The sequence below is a fragment of the Providencia sp. JGM181 genome, assembly GCF_018257375.1.
Lineage (GTDB): Bacteria > Pseudomonadota > Gammaproteobacteria > Enterobacterales > Enterobacteriaceae > Providencia > Providencia lanzhouensis.
The window spans coordinates 1-17457 of record NZ_JAERJY010000070.1 but is presented as its reverse complement, the minus strand read 5'-3'; the positions used below and the strand labels follow the sequence as shown (position 1 = coordinate 17457).

The window sequence follows — 17457 nt, the reverse complement described above, 5'->3', positions numbered from 1 at the left end:
GAATATATATCAAAAATATCACCTTTAAATTGTCATTTCTTGAATAATAATATCGCAAAAATGGTAATTTGTAAAATCGAGGGAAAGATTAATACTATTTTAGCTGAAACTTTTTGGTGAATTTTCAATGGTATTTGTTTGTTTTTATTGGAATTTATCTGATCTGCTTTTAGATGGTTTATAAAACGGTTGATGGGTATGAAAAGTGAATCTGTAACGAAAAATAATTCCCACATTCAGGGGTCATTTCGTATTGAAACGGCACCGTCTTTTTGTGACTTTATATTTGTCCTGATATTGCTGTCTTCTTTCGATATTCGCGGATGAATATCTTGTTCTGTTTTTGAATGTACTGCATTGGTAGGAATAGGGAATCGATTTAGTTAGAATCGAATACATATTATTAAGCGTATTTGAAAATCAGCACTGCTTGTTAAATATGTCATTGTTAACAAGAATACATTGAATTTAATCCGACTTAAAAAGAGTGCCATTATGAAAAAACAGAGTATTGCATCCTATATTGCGAAAGTACTGGATAACGCAGGTGTTAAGCGCATCTGGGGAGTCACTGGGGACTCATTAAACGGTTTAACGGATAGTTTACGTAAGCAAGGGGCTATTGAGTGGTTAGGCACCCGTCATGAAGAAGTGGCTGCATTTGCCGCGGGCGCAGAAGCGCAACTAACGGGTGAATTAGCGGTGTGCGCGGGTTCTTGTGGACCTGGCAACATGCACTTAATCAACGGGTTGTATGATTGCCATCGTAACCGTGTACCTGTATTAGCCATTGCTGCGCATATCCCATCGAGTGAAATCGGTAGTAATTACTTCCAAGAAACCCACCCAACAGAACTGTTCCGTGAATGTAGCCACTATTGTGAAATGGTGACTAACCCTGAGCAAATTCAACAAGTTCTGGGTATTGCGATGCGTAAAGCGATCCTGAATAAAGGTGTTTCCGTTGTCGTTATTCCGGGTGATATCGCCCTGAAAGATGCACCAGAATCGGCGAAAGAAGAGTGGTATCAGCCACAAGCACCTTTGATCATGCCTCAGCGTCCTGAAATTGAAAAACTAGCAGAAGCATTGAATCAGTCAGAAAACATCACGTTGTTCTGCGGTAATGGCTGTGCTGGCGCTCATGATGAAGTGGTGAAACTGGCAGAAACCTTGAATGCACCAGTGGTACATGCACTGCGTGGTAAAGAGCATATTGAGTGGAATAACCCAAATAGCGTGGGTATGACGGGGTTAATCGGTTTCTCATCTGGCTACCACGCGATGATGAATGCGGATACCGTTGTGTTGCTAGGCACCCAATTCCCGTATCGCCCGTTCTATCCAACTGATGCGAAAATTATTCAGATTGACCTGAATGCCGGAAGCTTAGGCTCCCATTGTCATATTGATATGGGGCTAATCGGGGATATTAAGGCGACATTGACCGCCTTACAGCCACATTTAACAGCGAAACAGAATCGCAAACATTTGGATGGCGCACTGAAGCACTATGCCGAGGCGCGTAAAGGGTTGGATGATTTGGCTAAGCCGGGTCATGAAGGGCTGATCCACCCACAATATTTAGCCACTAAGCTGAGCGAACTGGCGAACGACGACACTATCTTTACCTGTGATGTGGGAACACCAACGGTGTGGGCTGCGCGTTACTTGAAAATGAACGGTAAACGTCGCCTGATCGGTTCGTTTAACCACGGCTCGATGGCCAACGCAATGCCGCAAGCGATTGGTGCGCAAGCTGTTGATAAAAATCGCCAAGTGGTTGCGATGTGTGGTGATGGCGGTTTCAGTATGTTGATGGGTGACTTTATTTCGTTGTCGCAGATGAAATTACCAGTGAAAATCATCATTCATAACAACGGCGTGTTGGGCTTTGTGGCGATGGAAATGAAGGTTGCAGGCTTTATGACTGCGGGTACCGATTTACAGAATCCAAACTTTGCCGCGATTGCCAATGCGGCAGGTATCAAAGGCATTCGTGTTGAGAAAAGTGAAGATTTGGACGGTGCGCTGAAAGAAGCTTTTGCCCATGATGGTCCAGTTGTTGTGGATGTATTGACGGCGAAGCAAGAGCTTTCAATGCCTCCGGAAATTGAAGTGCAAGAAGCCAAAGGCTTTAGCTTATATATGCTGAAGGCAATTATGAGCGGTCGCGGTGATGAAGTGGTGCAATTGGTGAAAACCAACTGGTTGCGTTAATTGTTATCTAATCGAGTAGCACCCTAAAATTAGTATCATAAATAAATCCCCAATTCGGTGTACTGGATTGGGGATTTTTGTTTAATAACCCGCAGCAGATTGGCTGCGCCAAAGGTGAGCTGCAACCAGTGCTCGCCACGGTGCAAATTGGGCTAGCCATTGCTGGGTTTCTTTCGCTGATGGTTGCGCATCTTGAGCTAATAAAGTTTGTAGATTGCGCCGCACGGCAACATCCCCATGTAGGGAGCCATCTAGGTAATTAAATCCCCGCAGGAGACCATAGCTGACAGTCCAAGGCCCAATGCCTTTGATGGCCAGCAATTTTTCGGTGACATCATGGACATTTTCGGGGGTAACGGCGTTGTCTAAGTCTAATTCACCCGCTTGAATAGCGTCACAAAGCCCGCGTAAGGCGATGATTTTTCCAAGAGAAAAACCCGTTTGCCGTAAAATTTCATCGTCCACATTGATGACTGAGGCGACGGTAGGAAAGCACCAAATTCCTGATGAGTGCAGTTGCCCAACAGCTTGAATAAAACGTCGTCGGATGGCGATGGCAGCAAGAACACTAATTTGTTGACCGATAATGGCCCATACGAGCGCTTCAAAAGTCGTGGCTGATTGATACACTCGCACGCCTCGCTGTGGCACAATCAGTTTACCGAGTATGGGGTGAGTAAGGTATTTTTCTTCAAATTGCTCAACGGGTTGATTCAATCCGAGTAAATGAATCGCAAGCGTGTGTAGCTCATTTAAGGAAGGCGAAGTTTCTGCATTATCAACATCAAGCTGCAATATTGCTTGTTTATTGTCAGTGGCTTGGTCGTTAATGGATAGGCGAATTTGCGCAGCACGTTCCTGCCAGATAATCCCTTTGCGCAAGGTGTTTTTTTCAACAATCTCAGCGATATTTTGCGGATCTCGCAAGTGAAAAGCAAAAAAATCATCAATACGATAATAAGGTGGCAGTGATATAGAAACAGATTGTGTTGATGCCATAGTTCGTCTTCTTCTGATTTATGCTCATTTTTGGTTAAATTTTGACAAAAAACGTCAAACGCTACATTTTTAGCCGTTAGAGTATGTTAGCTTAGCAAAAAGGTGATTCAGATAATCATGTGCTAATTTAGCTTGCTCATATCTATTCAGCAAATTCTTGCGCAAATCGATGAGCAGATTAACTGCATAAATTAAATCAAGGATGTGAAGGTGAACGCAGTAAATAATGAAATGCCTCCTGTACCAAAACCTAAGCCTGAATTAAATGGCATCGGTGGATGGTTGATTCTCCCATTACTTGGGGTGATTTTTTCGGCACTATTTATGCCGTTTAGACTTTGGCATCATAATCAAGAAGTGATTGAATATTGGAGTGAATTGACGTCACCGGGTTCAGACTATTTCATTCCGCTATTCAAAGAAGTGATATATTTTGAAATGGTTGGTAACGCGATTATTTACGGTACAGTCTTGTATCTTTGTTATCTCTTTTTCACTAAGAAAAAATTAATTATTAAGGTGTATGCCTTTTTTCAAATTTTTTCATTGGCTGTGATGGTTTTTGATTTGGTGCTTGCCAATCAATTGTTAGACCTCGAAATAGATTCCAATGATATTCGTGAATTGATACGAGGATTATTTGGTTGTTTCGTTTGGGTGCCTTACTTTTTTGTCTCTGTGCGTGTTCGCAATACTTTTATTAATTAGTGAACCCCAATGACCGTGGAGCCTGCTAATGATTTACTGTAAACGAGTCTATGACCCTTGTAGTCCTCAGGATGGCTATCGCATCCTGGTGGATAGGCTGTGGCCTCGAGGGATCAAAAAGGTGGATTTGCAGTGTGATGAATGGAACAAAGCGGTTGCGCCCTCCAATGAATTGCGCAAATGGTTTCATCAACATACTGACCAGTTTGAGCAATTTGTGACGAAATATCAGCAAGAACTTCAGCAAAATGAAGCATGGCATGCCGTATTTGCGAAGGCGCAGCAAGGAGATATCACGTTGTTATATAGCGCCAAAGATACGCAACATAATCAGGCATTGGTACTTAAAGCATTTATCGAAGAAAAACTCAAAGAACGTAAAGAATAAAAAAGGTTATCGCTATGGATGTGAATTTATCATCTAATCCCGAATCATTACCCGCGGCTCAAATACCTGTGCAGAGTCATGCTAAACCTCAAAAATCCTTCCAAGGGATTGGAGGCTGGTTGATTTTACCTCTGTTAGGTCAGCTGTATATGCTGGGTAATTTGGTCAAAATGATGGTGAATGATATTTCTGAGGTTCAAGGTGCTTGGTCGTTGGCAACGAATCCAGAATCGGACTTTTATATGTCAGGGTTTGCCTCTGGTTTTTATGCTGTACAGTTCAGCCTTGGGGTAATTATCGCATTAATGGTGGGGTCGTTAATTGCGGTGGTTAAAAAGAAAGCTATGGTTAAGTGGTTGTTTATCATTACGATGATGCTCTATGTTGCGGTAATTGGCGCCTCTCGCATCGCTTTTCCCGTCGCGTTTCACCTCGAAATCGACTATAGCTACATTACTAGCTTTTTTAATGGCAGTTTTTATTGCTTGATTTGGGTTCCTTATTTTCTGGTTTCTGCCCGCGTTAAAAATACCTTTGTGAATTAAATAAAGGGCTGCGAAGCACAGCCCGCACAGTTAACTATCTAACCTTTATTAACCACCTAGTTGTAAATCATGGGTAATATTGCACTGTTCCACGAATGCTTCATCGTGAGAAACCAATAATAGTGTCCCTTGGTAATCCCGTAATAGCCCTTCCAATAGCTGTTTTGAATCTAAATCTAAGTGATTGTCTGGCTCATCGAGCAGTAAAACAGCGGGAGGATGAGGGCTATGCGTCAGAGCTAGGAGCGTCGCTTTGAGCTGCTCGCCACCACTGAGCTGGCACAACGGCAGTAACGATTTACCCCCTCGAATACGCAACATACCCAATTGAGTTCTCCATTGCTCTACGGAAATTGCTGGTTGATATTGATAGAGTGCCTCGGCAACCGGTAACGATTTATCCAAAAGATTCAGATGTTGGTCTAAATAGCAAAAAGCACCGCTGATGCGACATTCTCCAGAAAGCGCCTGTAACTCATTTGCCAGTACTTTCAATAAGGTGGATTTCCCCGAGCCATTGCGTCCTTGAATATGCCAATGCTCGCCGCTATAGGCAGTGAACGAGAGTGACGCAATTTGCCCATAAGGTAGTTTCAATTGGGAGACAAAAATGCGTATTTTCCCACCTTCGCTTTGGTAATTGAGTACCATTTTTTGAGGTTGAATATGGCTGACTTTGTCTTGATTTTGCTGATGCTGATGTTGTAATTCGCCTAATACTCGCTGGTGACGCTCTGCCACATTGGATTGTCTTTTTTCGGCTCTGTTTTTCTGGATATCGAGCAACAGTAAGGATTGAGAACCGCCATAGCGAATATTTTCGCCTTGCTTACGTCGTTGAGCGGCTTTTTGTAGGTTGGCTTGCTGCTGTTTTTTCTCTTGGCGAATCTGTTTTTCGAGCAGTTCACCTTCTGCTTCGATAGCATTGATAGCAAAGGTTTTCTGCTCATCATATAGGGTGTAATTTCCGCCGTATTCCACTAAGCCTTTATCGGTTAATTCAAAAATAGCATCCATCTTTTCAAGAAGATGTCGGTTATGGCTGATGACTAAACAGCCGGCTTTGTGCTGACTGAGTTTTTCACTCAGCCATTGGCGCCCTTGCTGATCAAGATGGTTGTCGGGTTCGTCGAGCAAAAGAAAGTGGTCAGGATGTAAAAATGCACGACATAGCGCTAAACGAGTGCGTTCACCGCCGCTCAATTGCTCAATAGGGGTGTTCATTGATGCTGTTAGTTGCGCAGACGCTAACAACATTTCCCATGTTGCGGGCAGATGCCAATTATCTTCCGTTAGGTCGAAGTCAGTCATGGTGCCGTGACCTTGTTCAATGCGCGAAAAGGCTTGCCAAAGTGTATCAATGCCTAGCGCTTGAGCAAGGGTGTCGCCCGTTAAGCGATTGAGTTGATCCACATGAATTATCGGTAAATACCAATCAACTTTGCCGTGAGTGGGGGTGAGTTGTCGGGCAAGTAATCGCATTAATACGGATTTTCCACGACCATTGTGACCAATCAGCGCATTTTTTTGGCTAAACAAGCTACCACTCAATGGCGGAAAGAGTGTGGATTGGTCGAACTCGATGGTTAATTGTGAAAAATGGCACGCGAGAGCTGGGTTAGCTATTGTCATAGAGACCTCCAAATAGAGGGGCAGACAACGTTACGCTATCTTTCGCACGATCATTTTTCGAAGCATTTTCTTTTAAAAAGCATATTTCGAAAAAGAAGCGATGAAAACTGTGTCTGCCAAGAACAGAAAAATAATGACCTTAAACAAGGCATTGTGGATATTTTCTGGCAGTACTTAGTTCATCGTCGGAAAGGCTCACTTTAGAAGGGGCAAAATTGCGAGTGAATTATAAACAGGATTGCGAGGTGGAAGCAAGCATGGGTTGTATGAAAAGTAAACTTGCAGTAACCGACTTCTAAATCCATAATATTGTGTGTTATTGGTAATATTTTAACTTAAGGCGCAATATGTTGGATTTAAGCTTGAGTAAACCGAGTGAAATTGTCAAAAAACTCTGTGAAAGATTACGTTTAGAGCGACTGACATTAAAAATGACGCAGGCAGATGTCGCGGAACGTGCGGGTGTGAGTGCGAATACAGTTTCAAACCTAGAGGCAGGGAGAAATGTTAGTTTTGAGAACATGATCCGTATTGCGATGGTGCTTGGGCGCAGTAAAGAGCTTGAAGGATTGTTTATGCCAAATTTAAACAGCATCGATGATATTGTTCGTTATGATGAAAGCAAAAACCGTCAGCGCGTGAAAAAGGATAAGTGAAATGCTGAAGCAAGTTGATGTTTATTATAATGGCTGGGGGGAGCATTGGTTATGGGGGTCTTTGATTTCTAGTACCGCAATTACAGGTCGCCCACTTATTGCATTTGAATACTCCGATGCCGCTAAGCGCAGAGGACTTGAACTTTCACCTCTGCTCCTGCCACTGAAAGAGACTCAACTTCGCACTGATTTTCCTGCTCATCAATTAGGTTTACCTGGACCTGTCTATGATTCATTACCTGATGGCTGGGGAATGTTGTTGATGGACAGATTATTTCGACGAAGAGGCCTGAATGTGGCTCGTATCGGTGCATTAGAACGCTTAGTGTATGTTGGGCATAATGCAATTGGGGCAATGTCATTTGAGCCTGTTGCCACGGAGCTTCTTGATGAGCAAATTAATATTCCTCTCGACCAATTAGCGGAAGAAGTACAAGATGTTTTAAATGGTGAAGGCGAGCAGTTTTTACAGCAACTATTGCAAATTGGGGGTTCACCTCAAGGTGCTAGACCAAAAGCGCTTGTTTACCGAGACCCAAAATCGAATATTTTTACCACCGTTGCTGCGCCAAATCTTGAGGCTTGGCTAGTTAAATTCCCTGCAAAACATGAGCATCCTGAAGTTTGCGCTATTGAAATGGTCTATTCGGAATGTTTACGACGTTGCGGTATCCCAACCCCAAACACATTGCTGTTTAATTTAAAAAATGGGCTAGCTGCATTTGCATCTGAACGTTTTGATAGGCAGGGCGGCTTTAAAATTCCTGTTCAAAGTTTAGCGGCTTTGACTGGAGCAGATTATGCAATTCCAGGCAGCATTGATTATCTTAGTTTTCTTCGTGCAACACATAAATGCACGAATGATATTAGAGAGAAAAAATCTGCATTTGAACGTGTGGCCTTTAATGTCATCTTTAATAATCGTGATGACCACCCAAAGAATTTCGCTTACACCCTGTCTCAGTCGGGTCAATGGGCTTTGGCGCCTGCCTATGATGTGACGTTCTGTGAAGGGCCTGGAGGGTATCATCAAATGGATGTGATGGGTGAAGCGCTAAAAATTGGAAAGAGGCATTTGCTAGCATTGGCTGATGATGCGGATATCACTGCGCAAGAAGCTAATGAGACGATATCACGCCTATGCCATGTTGCTCGCAAATTTAGCGATATCGCAAATGAACATTATCCTAATAGAATTACGTCCACGACATTGAAACAGATCCAATCCAGAATTGATGACAACATCAAATTCTTAGAAAGATAATAAAGTAAAAGCGCCAGTCTGTGGGCACAGATAGGCGCTTTTGGTACAACAACGAGTTTTTTACGATTCTATCTTACTGCGTATCTCTTGCGAGATTATTCTGTCACAGCCACTTTAGTGTGCTCTGCAAGCCATTGTGCAATGTGCTGTTTCTCAGCGTCGTTCAGCCACATGCCCAATTTGGTACGACGCCAAATTGCATCGTCTAATTCTACAACCCACTCATTTTCGACTAAGTAGCGTAATTCGGCTTCATAGACGTTTGCGGCAAATGCTTCACCTAAATCAGACAGTGAGTTTGCACCTGCTAAAATCAACTTACTGTTGCTGCCGTAAGTTCTTGCATAACGCAGTGCTAAGCCTTCTGGGAGCCATGGGTAATGCTGGGTTAATACGCGTGCGTAACCATCGCGGTCACAACCTTCGATATCGCCACCCGGTAACTGACCATTTTTAGTCCATGGACCGCTAGCGTTAGGGTAGTACGCCGCTAATTTACCCACAGCTGCTTCAGCCAGTTTACGGTAAGTCGTTAATTTACCACCGAAGACTGACAGTAATGGCGCTTTACCCTCTTCATCGTGAATATCTAAAGTGTAGTCACGAGTGATAGCTTGTGGAGAGTCTGACTCGTCATCACACAGAGGGCGAACACCAGAGTAATCCCACACAATATCTTGTTTAGTCAGCTGTTTTTTGAAGTGGTCGTTATACACTTTCAGCAGATAATTAACTTCGTTTTCGTCAATTTTCACATCTTTTGGATCCCCTTTGTACTCAACATCGGTGGTACCAATAATTGAGAATTCATCCATCCAAGGGATCACAAAGACAATTCGGTTATCTTCGTTTTGCAGGATATATGCTTGTGGTTCATCGTGAGCGCGTGGAACCACGATATGGCTGCCTTTGATCAGACGAATACCATAAGGGGATTTCAGTTTTAAGCCGTCATCGAAGAACTCTTTAACCCAAGGTCCTGTAGCGTTGACCAGACCTTTGGCTTTCCAAGTATGAGTTTCGCCAGTACGTAAGTCTTGAGCTTCAACCACCCAAAGGCCATTTTCACGGTATGCGCGAGTCACTTTAGTGCGAGTGCGAACTTCACCGTTTTTACGGACTACTTCTTGAGCGTTCAATACCACTAAACGCGCATCATCAACCCAACAATCTGAGTATTCGAAACCTTTGGTTAGTTCAGGTTTTAAGACAGAATTCTGGTTGAATTTTAAGCTCTTGCTGCTTGGCAGACTAACGCGTTTACCTAAGTGATCGTACAGGAACAGACCGATACGGATCATCCAAGCTGGGCGTAAGTGAGGCTGATGAGGTAGACGGAAGCGCATTGGGAATGCGATATGCGGAGCCAGTCGCAATAAGACTTCACGCTCTGCAAGTGCTTCACTCACCAGTCTAAATTCATAATGTTCGAGGTAGCGTAAACCACCGTGGATTAGTTTCGAACTTGCAGATGAAGTTGCACTCGCTAAGTCTTGAGATTCAAGCAGCAGTACAGATAATCCACGCCCAGCAGCATCAGCCGCAATACCAGCGCCGTTGATTCCGCCGCCAATTACAATCAAGTCTTTCGTTTCCATGCATCCCCCTGAGATGTTCGAACCATTTTCTATAATGTTCGTTTTCGCTCATTTGATTGTAATCAAATTTTGTACGTCTGCCAACCTGTAATCCATAAAAATAACAAGCGCGTGATGCTAATAACATTTTGTGTATAAATTTAATCTGTTTAATAAGTTGGCAATATGACAAAGGGATGACAACAGAATGAAAAGAAAGGAAAAAATAAGAATTGATGGTAGGCAAGCTACCATCATTGGGAGGTTAAAGCCAGGGGGCTAGCAGAGCTCTAATTGAACGTTATGCTGTTCGATAACCTTTAGGATACTGGCTGGAGGCGCTTGGGTGGTAAACAAGGTATTGATTAGGTTCATATTGCCTAAATTTACCATCGCATTTCGACCAAATTTGGAGTGGTCGGTAACCAACATGACATGACGAGAATTTTCGATAATCGCGCGCTTGGTGCGCACTTCATGATAATCAAACTCAAGCAATGAGCCGTCCATATCAATCCCGCTGATCCCCAGGATGCCGTAATCCAGCCTAAACTGAGAGATAAAGTCGAGGGTAGCTTCACCGACAATTCCGCCATCGCGAGAACGAACTTCACCGCCTGCAAGGATCAAACGAAAATCCTCTTTTGCCATGAGCAATGTTGCGACGTTCAAGTTGTTGGTCACTACTCGCAGGTTTTTATGATTAACCAATGCGTGAGCAACAGCCTCAGGGGTTGTGCCAATATCAATAAATAGGGTTGCGCCGTCAGGAATTTGGCTTGCCACACGTTGAGCAATACGCGCTTTTTCTTCAGACCACATAGTTTTGCGGTCATTATAGGCGGTATTGACGGAACTCGAAGGCAAGGCTGCGCCACCATGGTGTCGTAGGATTTTATTCTGTTCAGCAAGATCATTGAGGTCTCGGCGAATGGTCTGAGGGCTAACCTCAAACTGTTCGACAAGTTCTTCAGTACTGACATATCCCTGAAGACGCACAAGTTCAACAATTGCATCATGTCTCTGGGTTTGTTTCACAGCATTAGCCTCTAATTATAAAATGTTCTATTTGGAACCTTGGTGTTTGAAACTGAGCCTATTATCCCATATTCCCATCAATAATCCGATAATTAACCCTGAAGTATGTGCGGCATTAGCAATGTCCATACCAAGCAGGTCAAAGTAACCGAAAAATAACCAGATAATCGAGAATACCATGAGCCCGCGAGGGATGCCGATACCGATTTCTGGGCGACGTTCGCCAGTGATCCAAACATAGCTAACCAGTGCATAAACGACACCCGATAAGCCGCCGAAGTTGTTTTCACTGAATAGGGATTGACCCCAGTTACTGAATAATGCGGAAACTAATAAAATGGTGAACAGTTTTCCTGTACCCATTTTTTTCTCAACTTGCCCGGCAAGGAACCACCAGAGTGCAAGGTTGAAACCGATGTGCGAAATAGAAAAGTGAACGAACGCTGGGCTTATCCAACGCCACAATTCACTTTGCTGATCACCAATAGGCCAACCTAGATAGTATAGAACGACACGGGGATCTGTCAGGGTGACCCAAAGATAGACCGCGATAGACAGCAAAATAACGGCGATAGTTAATGGGCCTGATTGCTGTTTTAAATAACTGAATGTCAGATAGTTTCGATACTGAAATTGGGCATCTGTGCGACCCGTTTGCCAGCTGGCTTCGAGGTAACGAGGATCATTAGGGTTACGCAAAAAGGTTTCTAACTCTTGGCGTACTTGCTCAGTATGCTGCTCATCGGCGAGCCAAAGTTCATAATGTTGTTGGTCGTTGGAAGGATGGAGTTGTAGTTGGATATTTTGTCCAGCCATATAATCGACAAACGCTTGAGCCATCCGTGGGTTTTCAAAAGAGATAATGTGGATCATAAATACGTTGTCTCGTTTAGAGCGCCGTTATGGCTTGTGGGTATTCCCGTGACCATGCCTCAAATCCGCCATTAATGCTATATACAGATTCAAAACCAATATTAATTAAGTATTGCGCCGCACCTTGGCTGCTGTGACCGTGGTAGCACATCACCATAATCGTTTGTTCGTAATCTGTTTTTTCGACAAACGGGTGAAGTGATTCATTGGTTAAGTGGTAAGCGCCTGTCGCGTGACCAGCACGAAAACTTTGGGGATCGCGAACATCGACAAGGATAGCAGTGCCATCTAGCCAGTGCTGATAAGCTTGTTCGGGTGTTAGTGTCTCAAAATGGTCCATAAAATACCGGAAAATTAGGGGAAATGTCATGAAAGAGCATCCACAGGCGTGCTGAGGATGCTCCGATACTCAGTAGAAAATGCGTGTGAGCAGAATCTATTAGTAGAAAGAGTGCTCGCCGCGTTGGTGCTCAGTCAGGTCTTTAACACCTTTTAATTCACCTTCGAACATTTTCAGTAATTCTTTTTCGATACCTTCTTTCAGCGTCACATCGACCATGGAACAACCGTTACAGCCGCCGCCGAATTGCAGAATAGCAAAACCATCTTCGGTGATTTCCATTAAGGAAACACGACCGCCATGGCTCGCTAACTGTGGGTTAATTTGTGATTGTAAAACGTATTCAACACGCTCAATTAATGGCGCATCTTCAGACACTTTACGCATTTTCGCGTTCGGTGCTTTTAAGGTTAACTGAGAGCCTAATTGGTCAGTGACGAAATCAATCTCAGCATCTTCTAAGAATGGAGCGCTAATTTCATCAACATAAGCAGAGAGTTTTTCAAACTTCAGCTCTTTATCGGTGGCTTCTACGGCACCAGGAGGGCAATAAGAAACACCACACTCAGCGGTTGGTGTGCCTGGGTTAATGACAAATACTCGAATTTGGGTTCCTGACTCTTGGCTTTCCAATAACTTGGAGAAGTGAGTCTGTGCTGCTTCTGTAATATTAATCATAATCTCTTGCTCAATAATAGTTGACTGCTTTAGTTGGTTATAATACGCCCATTTACACCCATCCTACAAGGTGCGACAGAGTGACCACGCGTCAACAGTATGCGCTCCCGCACAAATCAACAATTGAGCGGCGGCATGCATGGTTGAGCCAGTTGTAATCACATCATCAATAATAGCTATGTGTAGACCTGAAACCGAAGTTTCAAGGGTAAATGCCTCTTTTAGGTTATTGCGGCGCTGCTTACGTGTTAATGAAACTTGCGCCAGTGTATCACGAGAGCGCAATAATGAATTTTGCGAATAGGCAATATTTAACCATGTGGTTAAATTACCACCAATTAATGCCATGTGATCAAATCCTCGACGCCAACATCGTCGAGGGTGGGGAGGTATGGTTATCAATAAGTCGGGTTTTTTCCATTGCTGTTGGCGATATCCATTCAGCCAATAAAGTAAAAATATCCGCGTCAGGGGGATAGCTAACTGGGGTTGATAACGAAATTTATATTGATGGATAAGCTGGCGTAATGGCGCTTGATATGGCGTTACGGTAATCAACCTTTGCCAAGGCGGTGGCTGTACAAGGCAGCGCCCGCAAGGAAATTGGTGATATTCACAAGGAAGAGCGCATTGTGGACAAACCTTCGGCATTGGCGGTAAGTTTTTGATACAAAAGCTGCATATTCCTTGCTGGGGAATTTTTAATAACTGCCGGCATAGCCAACAGACCCCTTCCATTGCTAGCATAGGCGAGTCCTAGATTGAAAAATCAGAATGAAAATAACATTGAAGAGAGTGTAACCATGGCGACGTTATATTGGCAGACAGTGGGTGAAGGAAAACAAGATATTGTGTTACTGCACGGATGGGGACTGAATGCCGAAGTCTGGCAAACAATTATTCCTCGACTGGCTTCGCAATTTCGCATCCATTTAGTTGATTTACCGGGTTATGGGCGTAGTCACGATTTCACTCCGATGACCATTCAATCAATGGCCAATGTTGTGTGGGAACAAGCACCTAAAAATGCGATTTGGCTAGGGTGGTCTTTAGGTGGGTTAGTAGCAAGCCGTCTCGCGCTTGATCACCCGAATGAGGTAAAAGCCTTAATCACCGTGGCATCTTCCCCTTGCTTTGGGGCTCATGATGAGTGGCAAGGTATCAAGCCCGAAGTCTTACTTAATTTTGAGCAGATGCTGGCTGAAAATTTCCAGCGTACCGTTGAGCGTTTTCTGGCACTGCAAACATTGGGAACTGAAAGCGCCCGTGAGGATGCGCGTACATTGAAATCTGTGGTATTGGCGTTGCCAATGCCATCGGTTGAAGCCTTGAATATGGGGCTGGAATCTTTACGTATTGAAGATTTACGAGAGGAACTCACCCATTTACAAGTGCCTTTCTTACGCGTTTATGGTTATTTAGATGGCTTGGTCCCGCGTAAAATCGCAGGGAAATTAGATGAGTTGTATCCCAATTCATTATCCGTTGTGATGCGTAATAGCGCTCATGCGCCGTTTATTTCTCATCCCGATGAGTTTTGTGAAACATTGGTTCAGTTTGCGAAATCATTGAGCTAAATCAGTGGATTAGAAGCTAATTCGCTGAAATGAAAATAACTATTTAATCTTATAGACAAAATGTGAGCAATCGTGACTCTCGGGGCATCCTTTACAACTGGTACCCGTAAGGCACGCGCTCACATCGACTTTTTCAATTTTCCCCATACTGACCAGCTTTTCAGCCATGGCATTGACCAGTGCAGCAGGGGCGTTTAGTTGAGAACTCAGAAGCGCAATGTCAGCTTGCCCATATAATGCAATTAAATCTCGGACTTGCAGCAAGCTGACCATCGTATTTTCCTTAGTGGCAACTGTTGTTAGAACAACCTGAACACTGTTGCGCTGTTTTGGATTTAATATTAAACGTCACGCGGCTGCGCACGCGGCGTAGAGCGGTGATGAGGACAATATTAAACAGCAGCACAGCGCCAATGGTGATCAAGCTGTTTTGTGGATGTTCGCTAAATGTGGCTGTTTGATAGAACAGCGCGGCGAGGCTATAAGCCACGTTTAATCCCCACAGAATAGAGAATGTCATCCAGCTTTTGTTGGTTTCACGGGCGATTGCTCCCATGACTGACACACAAGGCACATACAGCAGCACAAAGATTAGGTAGCTATAAGCGGCGATATCTGAACCAAATTTCGCTGCCATGGTACCCATGGAGCCTGTTGCCATTTCGGCATCACCCATACTTGCTTCGATTGGGTTGGATAATGCACTGATGGAGAATGTCTCTTTTAAGCTATCCCATGTATCCGTGACTGCTGCACCTAACTCATCGAGCAGGTCAAACGATTCGGCATCGAAAGGTTCGCTGGTAATTGCTTCGGCGGTGTACAGGGTATTTAAAGTCCCAACCACCACTTCTTTAGCCATTGCACCAGTGATCAAACCAACTGTCGCTTGCCAGTTATCATTGTGCACGCCGATAGGCTGTAATACTGGGGTGATCACTTTACTGACGGAGGCCAGCGCAGAGTCATTGATGTTGTCCACAGGCTTGCCGGATAACGAAAAGCTGTTTAGTGCACCGATAAAAATACTTGCTACCACAATGACTTTACCCGCACGGATCACGAAGCCTTTTAAACGTTGCCAAGTTTGGATAAGCAATGTTTTTGCATGAGGTACATGGTATACCGGCAGTTCCATCACAAACGGGGACGCTTCACCGCGCATCAGGGTATGTTTCAGTAGCAGGCCTGTTAGGATTGCCACGACAATACCGAGAATGTAGAGGGAGAACACGACGCTTGCGCCGTTTTTACCAAAGAATGCCGCTGCAAATACTGCGAAGATAGCTAAGCGAGCACCGCAGGACATAAACGGTGCCATAAGCACAGTGATCAAGCGTTCACGAGGTGCATCTAAGGTTCTTGCTCCCATGATAGAAGGTACGTTACAACCGAAGCCAACAATTAATGGAACAAAAGATTTACCCGGTAAACCAAGAGCTTGCATCAGTCTGTCCATAACGAAAGCCGCTCGAGCCATATAGCCTGAGTCTTCCAAGATAGATAAAAACAGATACATCATGCCGATTTGTGGCACCAGAGGCAGAACGGTATTGATACCACCGCCAACACCTTGAGCAAGGAAAACGGTCAACCAATCAGGGAAGTTTGCTGTTGCTCCAATCCATTGAATACCATGAATAAAGATAGCTTCAGAGGCACCTTCAAAGAACGGTTGTAAAGCACCACCGATATTGATCGCAAGGACGAACATTAGATACATCACGAACAAGAAAATTGGCACGCCAAGCCAGCGGTTCAAGATAAATTTATCCAGCGCTTGAGTGAGTTTATTCGGCTCAGCGGCACTGTTATTAATCGCGGCGTCACAAATTGAGGCAATGGATTGATAGCGAGCGTCCGCAATGAGCAACTCGGGTTCTTCTTGCAAGGTATCTTTAAGTCTAAGGCGAGTTTCAGCAAATACTTGCTCAGAGATATCAGCTCGTTGGCGGCTATAAATATCGCCTTCTAAAATCTGGAGAGCTAACCAACGGCGCTGCTGCTGACTAAATTGCTGAGCAGAAATTTGCTCTGAAAGCATATCCACTGTTTGTAACAGTTGTGGCGGATATTGCACTAGGGCTTGTTGGCTATTTTGAGGATGGCTATCAATCGCTTGTTTGAGCTGTTCAAGGCCAGTTGCACGGGTAGAGACCATTGGGATAACAGGGCAACCGAGCTGTTTTTCGAGCTGTTTAACATCAATATCGATATGTTGGCTTTTGGCAATATCCAGCATGTTCAGTGCGACGATGCAGGGAACACCTAGTTCAACAAGCTGTAATGTCAGATATAAATTGCGCTCGAGGTTTGAGGCATCCACCACGTTGATCAACATGTCGGCTTCGCCACTTAAAATAAAGTAGCAGGCGATTTGCTCATCGAGGGAGGTTTGCTCTGAGATAGTTGTAAGGGAATAAGTACCTGGTAAATCAACGAGTTCAATCTTGTGTTCAGGTGTGTGGAAGCGTCCAACTTTACGTTCGACGGTCACTCCTGCCCAGTTACCGACGCGCTGACGTGACCCTGTTAACTGGTTAAACAAGGTTGTTTTACCTGCGTTAGGGTTGCCAATAAGGCCGATAGTTAATGGTTTCATAGTGTATGCCAGTCGTGAAAATGAAAATCTTTATTGGAATTAATCCAAAAATAATTAGTTCGCTTGAGCTTCATCTAAGTTAATCAGAGCTAAATCTTTTTTGCGTAATACTAAGCTGACGCGATGAGTTTCAATTTGCACGGGATCACCAAACGGCGCTACGCGCACAACTTTGAACACTGAGCCTGGAAGCAGACCGAGGGAAAGTAATTTTTGGCGATAGGCCGGACTTATCTCTGGTGAAAAGCCAAGTATTTTATAACTGCATTGAGGAAGTATGGACATAGTACCTTCCAATTACGGTTTATTCTGTTGATTTAACATGAAAACTGCGATGTTAAATTACAGAGAGTGTTATTA

18 protein-coding genes are annotated in these 17457 nt (G+C 44.0%); 7 read left to right on the top strand and 11 right to left on the bottom strand.

The annotated features are described in order from the left end of the window. Nucleotides 1-495: 495 nt before the first annotated feature. On the top strand, nt 496-2220 hold the full coding sequence (gene poxB, locus JK188_RS10525; RefSeq protein ID WP_211887116.1) for a ubiquinone-dependent pyruvate dehydrogenase: 1725 nt from the start codon (nt 496-498) through the stop codon (nt 2218-2220). Nucleotides 2221-2301: 81 nt separating this feature from the next. Here the strand turns inward: poxB and JK188_RS10520 are convergent, their stop codons facing one another. Further along, the gene (locus JK188_RS10520) at nt 2302-3219 is read right to left on the bottom strand and encodes a DNA-3-methyladenine glycosylase family protein (RefSeq protein WP_211887117.1); all 918 of its coding nucleotides are present in this window, start codon (nt 3217-3219) and stop codon (nt 2302-2304) included. A 210-nt stretch (nt 3220-3429) separates the two neighbouring features. On the opposite strand from JK188_RS10520, the gene JK188_RS10515 reads away from it, so the two are divergent. Genes JK188_RS10515 through JK188_RS10505 form a run of 3 tightly spaced genes read left to right on the top strand, consistent with a single transcriptional unit; the run spans nt 3430 to nt 4860 of the window. Further along, a complete protein-coding gene (locus tag JK188_RS10515; RefSeq protein WP_230085102.1) occupies nt 3430-3927 on the top strand; it encodes a DUF2569 domain-containing protein in 498 nt (165 codons plus the stop codon). 28 nt (nt 3928-3955) lie between these two features. Next, entirely contained in the window at nt 3956-4315 is a 360-nt protein-coding gene (locus tag JK188_RS10510) for a DUF488 domain-containing protein (RefSeq protein ID WP_211887118.1), read from the top strand. 14 nt (nt 4316-4329) lie between these two features. Next, nucleotides 4330-4860, top strand: coding sequence for a DUF2569 family protein (locus JK188_RS10505; RefSeq protein WP_211887119.1), 531 nt, complete (start codon nt 4330-4332; stop codon nt 4858-4860). A 48-nt stretch (nt 4861-4908) separates the two neighbouring features. Here the strand turns inward: JK188_RS10505 and JK188_RS10500 are convergent, their stop codons facing one another. Continuing rightward, nucleotides 4909-6492: an ATP-binding cassette domain-containing protein gene (locus tag JK188_RS10500; RefSeq protein WP_211887120.1), complete on the bottom strand. Its 1584-nt coding sequence runs from the start codon at nt 6490-6492 to the stop codon at nt 4909-4911. Nucleotides 6493-6839: 347 nt separating this feature from the next. Here JK188_RS10500 and JK188_RS10495 point away from each other — a divergent pair, with 347 nt between their 5' ends. Continuing rightward, a complete protein-coding gene (locus tag JK188_RS10495; RefSeq protein ID WP_036948418.1) occupies nt 6840-7148 on the top strand; it encodes a helix-turn-helix transcriptional regulator in 309 nt (102 codons plus the stop codon). A gap of 1 nt (nt 7149) precedes the next feature. Then, a complete protein-coding gene (locus tag JK188_RS10490) occupies nt 7150-8412 on the top strand; it encodes a type II toxin-antitoxin system HipA family toxin (RefSeq protein WP_108478698.1) in 1263 nt (420 codons plus the stop codon). Nucleotides 8413-8507: 95 nt separating this feature from the next. Here JK188_RS10490 and glpD read toward each other — a convergent pair whose 3' ends face one another. The 6 genes from glpD to JK188_RS10460 all read right to left on the bottom strand — a co-directional run bounded on the left by glpD (nt 8508) and on the right by JK188_RS10460 (nt 13665). Beyond that, nucleotides 8508-10010 carry a glycerol-3-phosphate dehydrogenase gene (glpD, locus tag JK188_RS10485; RefSeq protein ID WP_211887121.1) on the bottom strand — a complete coding sequence of 501 codons (1503 nt, stop codon included), beginning with the start codon at nt 10008-10010 and terminating at the stop codon, nt 8508-8510. 258 nt (nt 10011-10268) lie between these two features. Continuing rightward, a complete protein-coding gene (locus JK188_RS10480; RefSeq protein ID WP_036948423.1) occupies nt 10269-11027 on the bottom strand; it encodes a DeoR/GlpR family transcriptional regulator in 759 nt (252 codons plus the stop codon). Nucleotides 11028-11054: 27 nt separating this feature from the next. Continuing rightward, on the bottom strand, nt 11055-11900 hold the full coding sequence (glpG, locus tag JK188_RS10475; RefSeq protein WP_154609437.1) for a rhomboid family intramembrane serine protease GlpG: 846 nt from the start codon (nt 11898-11900) through the stop codon (nt 11055-11057). A gap of 16 nt (nt 11901-11916) precedes the next feature. Then, a complete protein-coding gene (gene glpE, locus JK188_RS10470) occupies nt 11917-12240 on the bottom strand; it encodes a thiosulfate sulfurtransferase GlpE (protein WP_036948430.1) in 324 nt (107 codons plus the stop codon). Between the two features lie 99 nt (nt 12241-12339). Further along, nucleotides 12340-12918, bottom strand: coding sequence for a Fe-S biogenesis protein NfuA (gene nfuA, locus JK188_RS10465; RefSeq protein WP_036948432.1), 579 nt, complete (start codon nt 12916-12918; stop codon nt 12340-12342). Nucleotides 12919-12981: 63 nt separating this feature from the next. Next, nucleotides 12982-13665 carry a phosphoribosyltransferase family protein gene (locus JK188_RS10460; RefSeq protein WP_108478700.1) on the bottom strand — a complete coding sequence of 228 codons (684 nt, stop codon included), beginning with the start codon at nt 13663-13665 and terminating at the stop codon, nt 12982-12984. A gap of 56 nt (nt 13666-13721) precedes the next feature. On the opposite strand from JK188_RS10460, the gene bioH reads away from it, so the two are divergent. Next, entirely contained in the window at nt 13722-14495 is a 774-nt protein-coding gene (gene bioH, locus JK188_RS10455) for a pimeloyl-ACP methyl ester esterase BioH (protein ID WP_211887283.1), read from the top strand. A gap of 39 nt (nt 14496-14534) precedes the next feature. Here the strand turns inward: bioH and JK188_RS10450 are convergent, their stop codons facing one another. From JK188_RS10450 to feoA, 3 genes are read right to left on the bottom strand one after another with little or no spacing between them, the layout of a single operon-like run. Then, entirely contained in the window at nt 14535-14768 is a 234-nt protein-coding gene (locus tag JK188_RS10450; protein WP_132496885.1) for a FeoC-like transcriptional regulator, read from the bottom strand. A gap of 10 nt (nt 14769-14778) precedes the next feature. Then, nucleotides 14779-17097 (bottom strand): Fe(2+) transporter permease subunit FeoB, encoded by a 2319-nt coding sequence (gene feoB / locus JK188_RS10445; protein ID WP_211887122.1) that lies wholly within the window; start codon nt 17095-17097, stop codon nt 14779-14781. Between the two features lie 54 nt (nt 17098-17151). Next, nucleotides 17152-17382, bottom strand: a complete 231-nt coding sequence (gene feoA / locus JK188_RS10440) for a ferrous iron transporter A (protein ID WP_036948447.1) — start codon at nt 17380-17382, stop codon at nt 17152-17154. Nucleotides 17383-17457 lie beyond the last annotated feature (75 nt).

Bases quoted from the DNA above. Each gene is read 5' to 3' on its own strand.
- glpG (WP_154609437.1), bottom strand. From the start codon at position 11,900: ATGATCCACATTATCTCTTTTGAAAACCCACGGATGGCTCAAGCGTTT.
- JK188_RS10490 (WP_108478698.1), top strand. From the start codon at position 7,150: ATGCTGAAGCAAGTTGATGTTTATTATAATGGCTGGGGGGAGCATTGG.
- JK188_RS10510 (WP_211887118.1), top strand. From the start codon at position 3,956: ATGATTTACTGTAAACGAGTCTATGACCCTTGTAGTCCTCAGGATGGC.
- JK188_RS10520 (WP_211887117.1), bottom strand. From the start codon at position 3,219: ATGGCATCAACACAATCTGTTTCTATATCACTGCCACCTTATTATCGT.
- poxB (WP_211887116.1), top strand. From the start codon at position 496: ATGAAAAAACAGAGTATTGCATCCTATATTGCGAAAGTACTGGATAAC.
- feoB (WP_211887122.1), bottom strand. From the start codon at position 17,097: ATGAAACCATTAACTATCGGCCTTATTGGCAACCCTAACGCAGGTAAA.
- JK188_RS10450 (WP_132496885.1), bottom strand. From the start codon at position 14,768: ATGGTCAGCTTGCTGCAAGTCCGAGATTTAATTGCATTATATGGGCAA.
- glpD (WP_211887121.1), bottom strand. From the start codon at position 10,010: ATGGAAACGAAAGACTTGATTGTAATTGGCGGCGGAATCAACGGCGCT.
- JK188_RS10505 (WP_211887119.1), top strand. From the start codon at position 4,330: ATGGATGTGAATTTATCATCTAATCCCGAATCATTACCCGCGGCTCAA.
- bioH (WP_211887283.1), top strand. From the start codon at position 13,722: ATGGCGACGTTATATTGGCAGACAGTGGGTGAAGGAAAACAAGATATT.
- JK188_RS10460 (WP_108478700.1), bottom strand. From the start codon at position 13,665: ATGCTAGCAATGGAAGGGGTCTGTTGGCTATGCCGGCAGTTATTAAAA.
- feoA (WP_036948447.1), bottom strand. From the start codon at position 17,382: ATGTCCATACTTCCTCAATGCAGTTATAAAATACTTGGCTTTTCACCA.
- JK188_RS10495 (WP_036948418.1), top strand. From the start codon at position 6,840: ATGTTGGATTTAAGCTTGAGTAAACCGAGTGAAATTGTCAAAAAACTC.
- glpE (WP_036948430.1), bottom strand. From the start codon at position 12,240: ATGGACCATTTTGAGACACTAACACCCGAACAAGCTTATCAGCACTGG.
- nfuA (WP_036948432.1), bottom strand. From the start codon at position 12,918: ATGATTAATATTACAGAAGCAGCACAGACTCACTTCTCCAAGTTATTG.
- JK188_RS10500 (WP_211887120.1), bottom strand. From the start codon at position 6,492: ATGACAATAGCTAACCCAGCTCTCGCGTGCCATTTTTCACAATTAACC.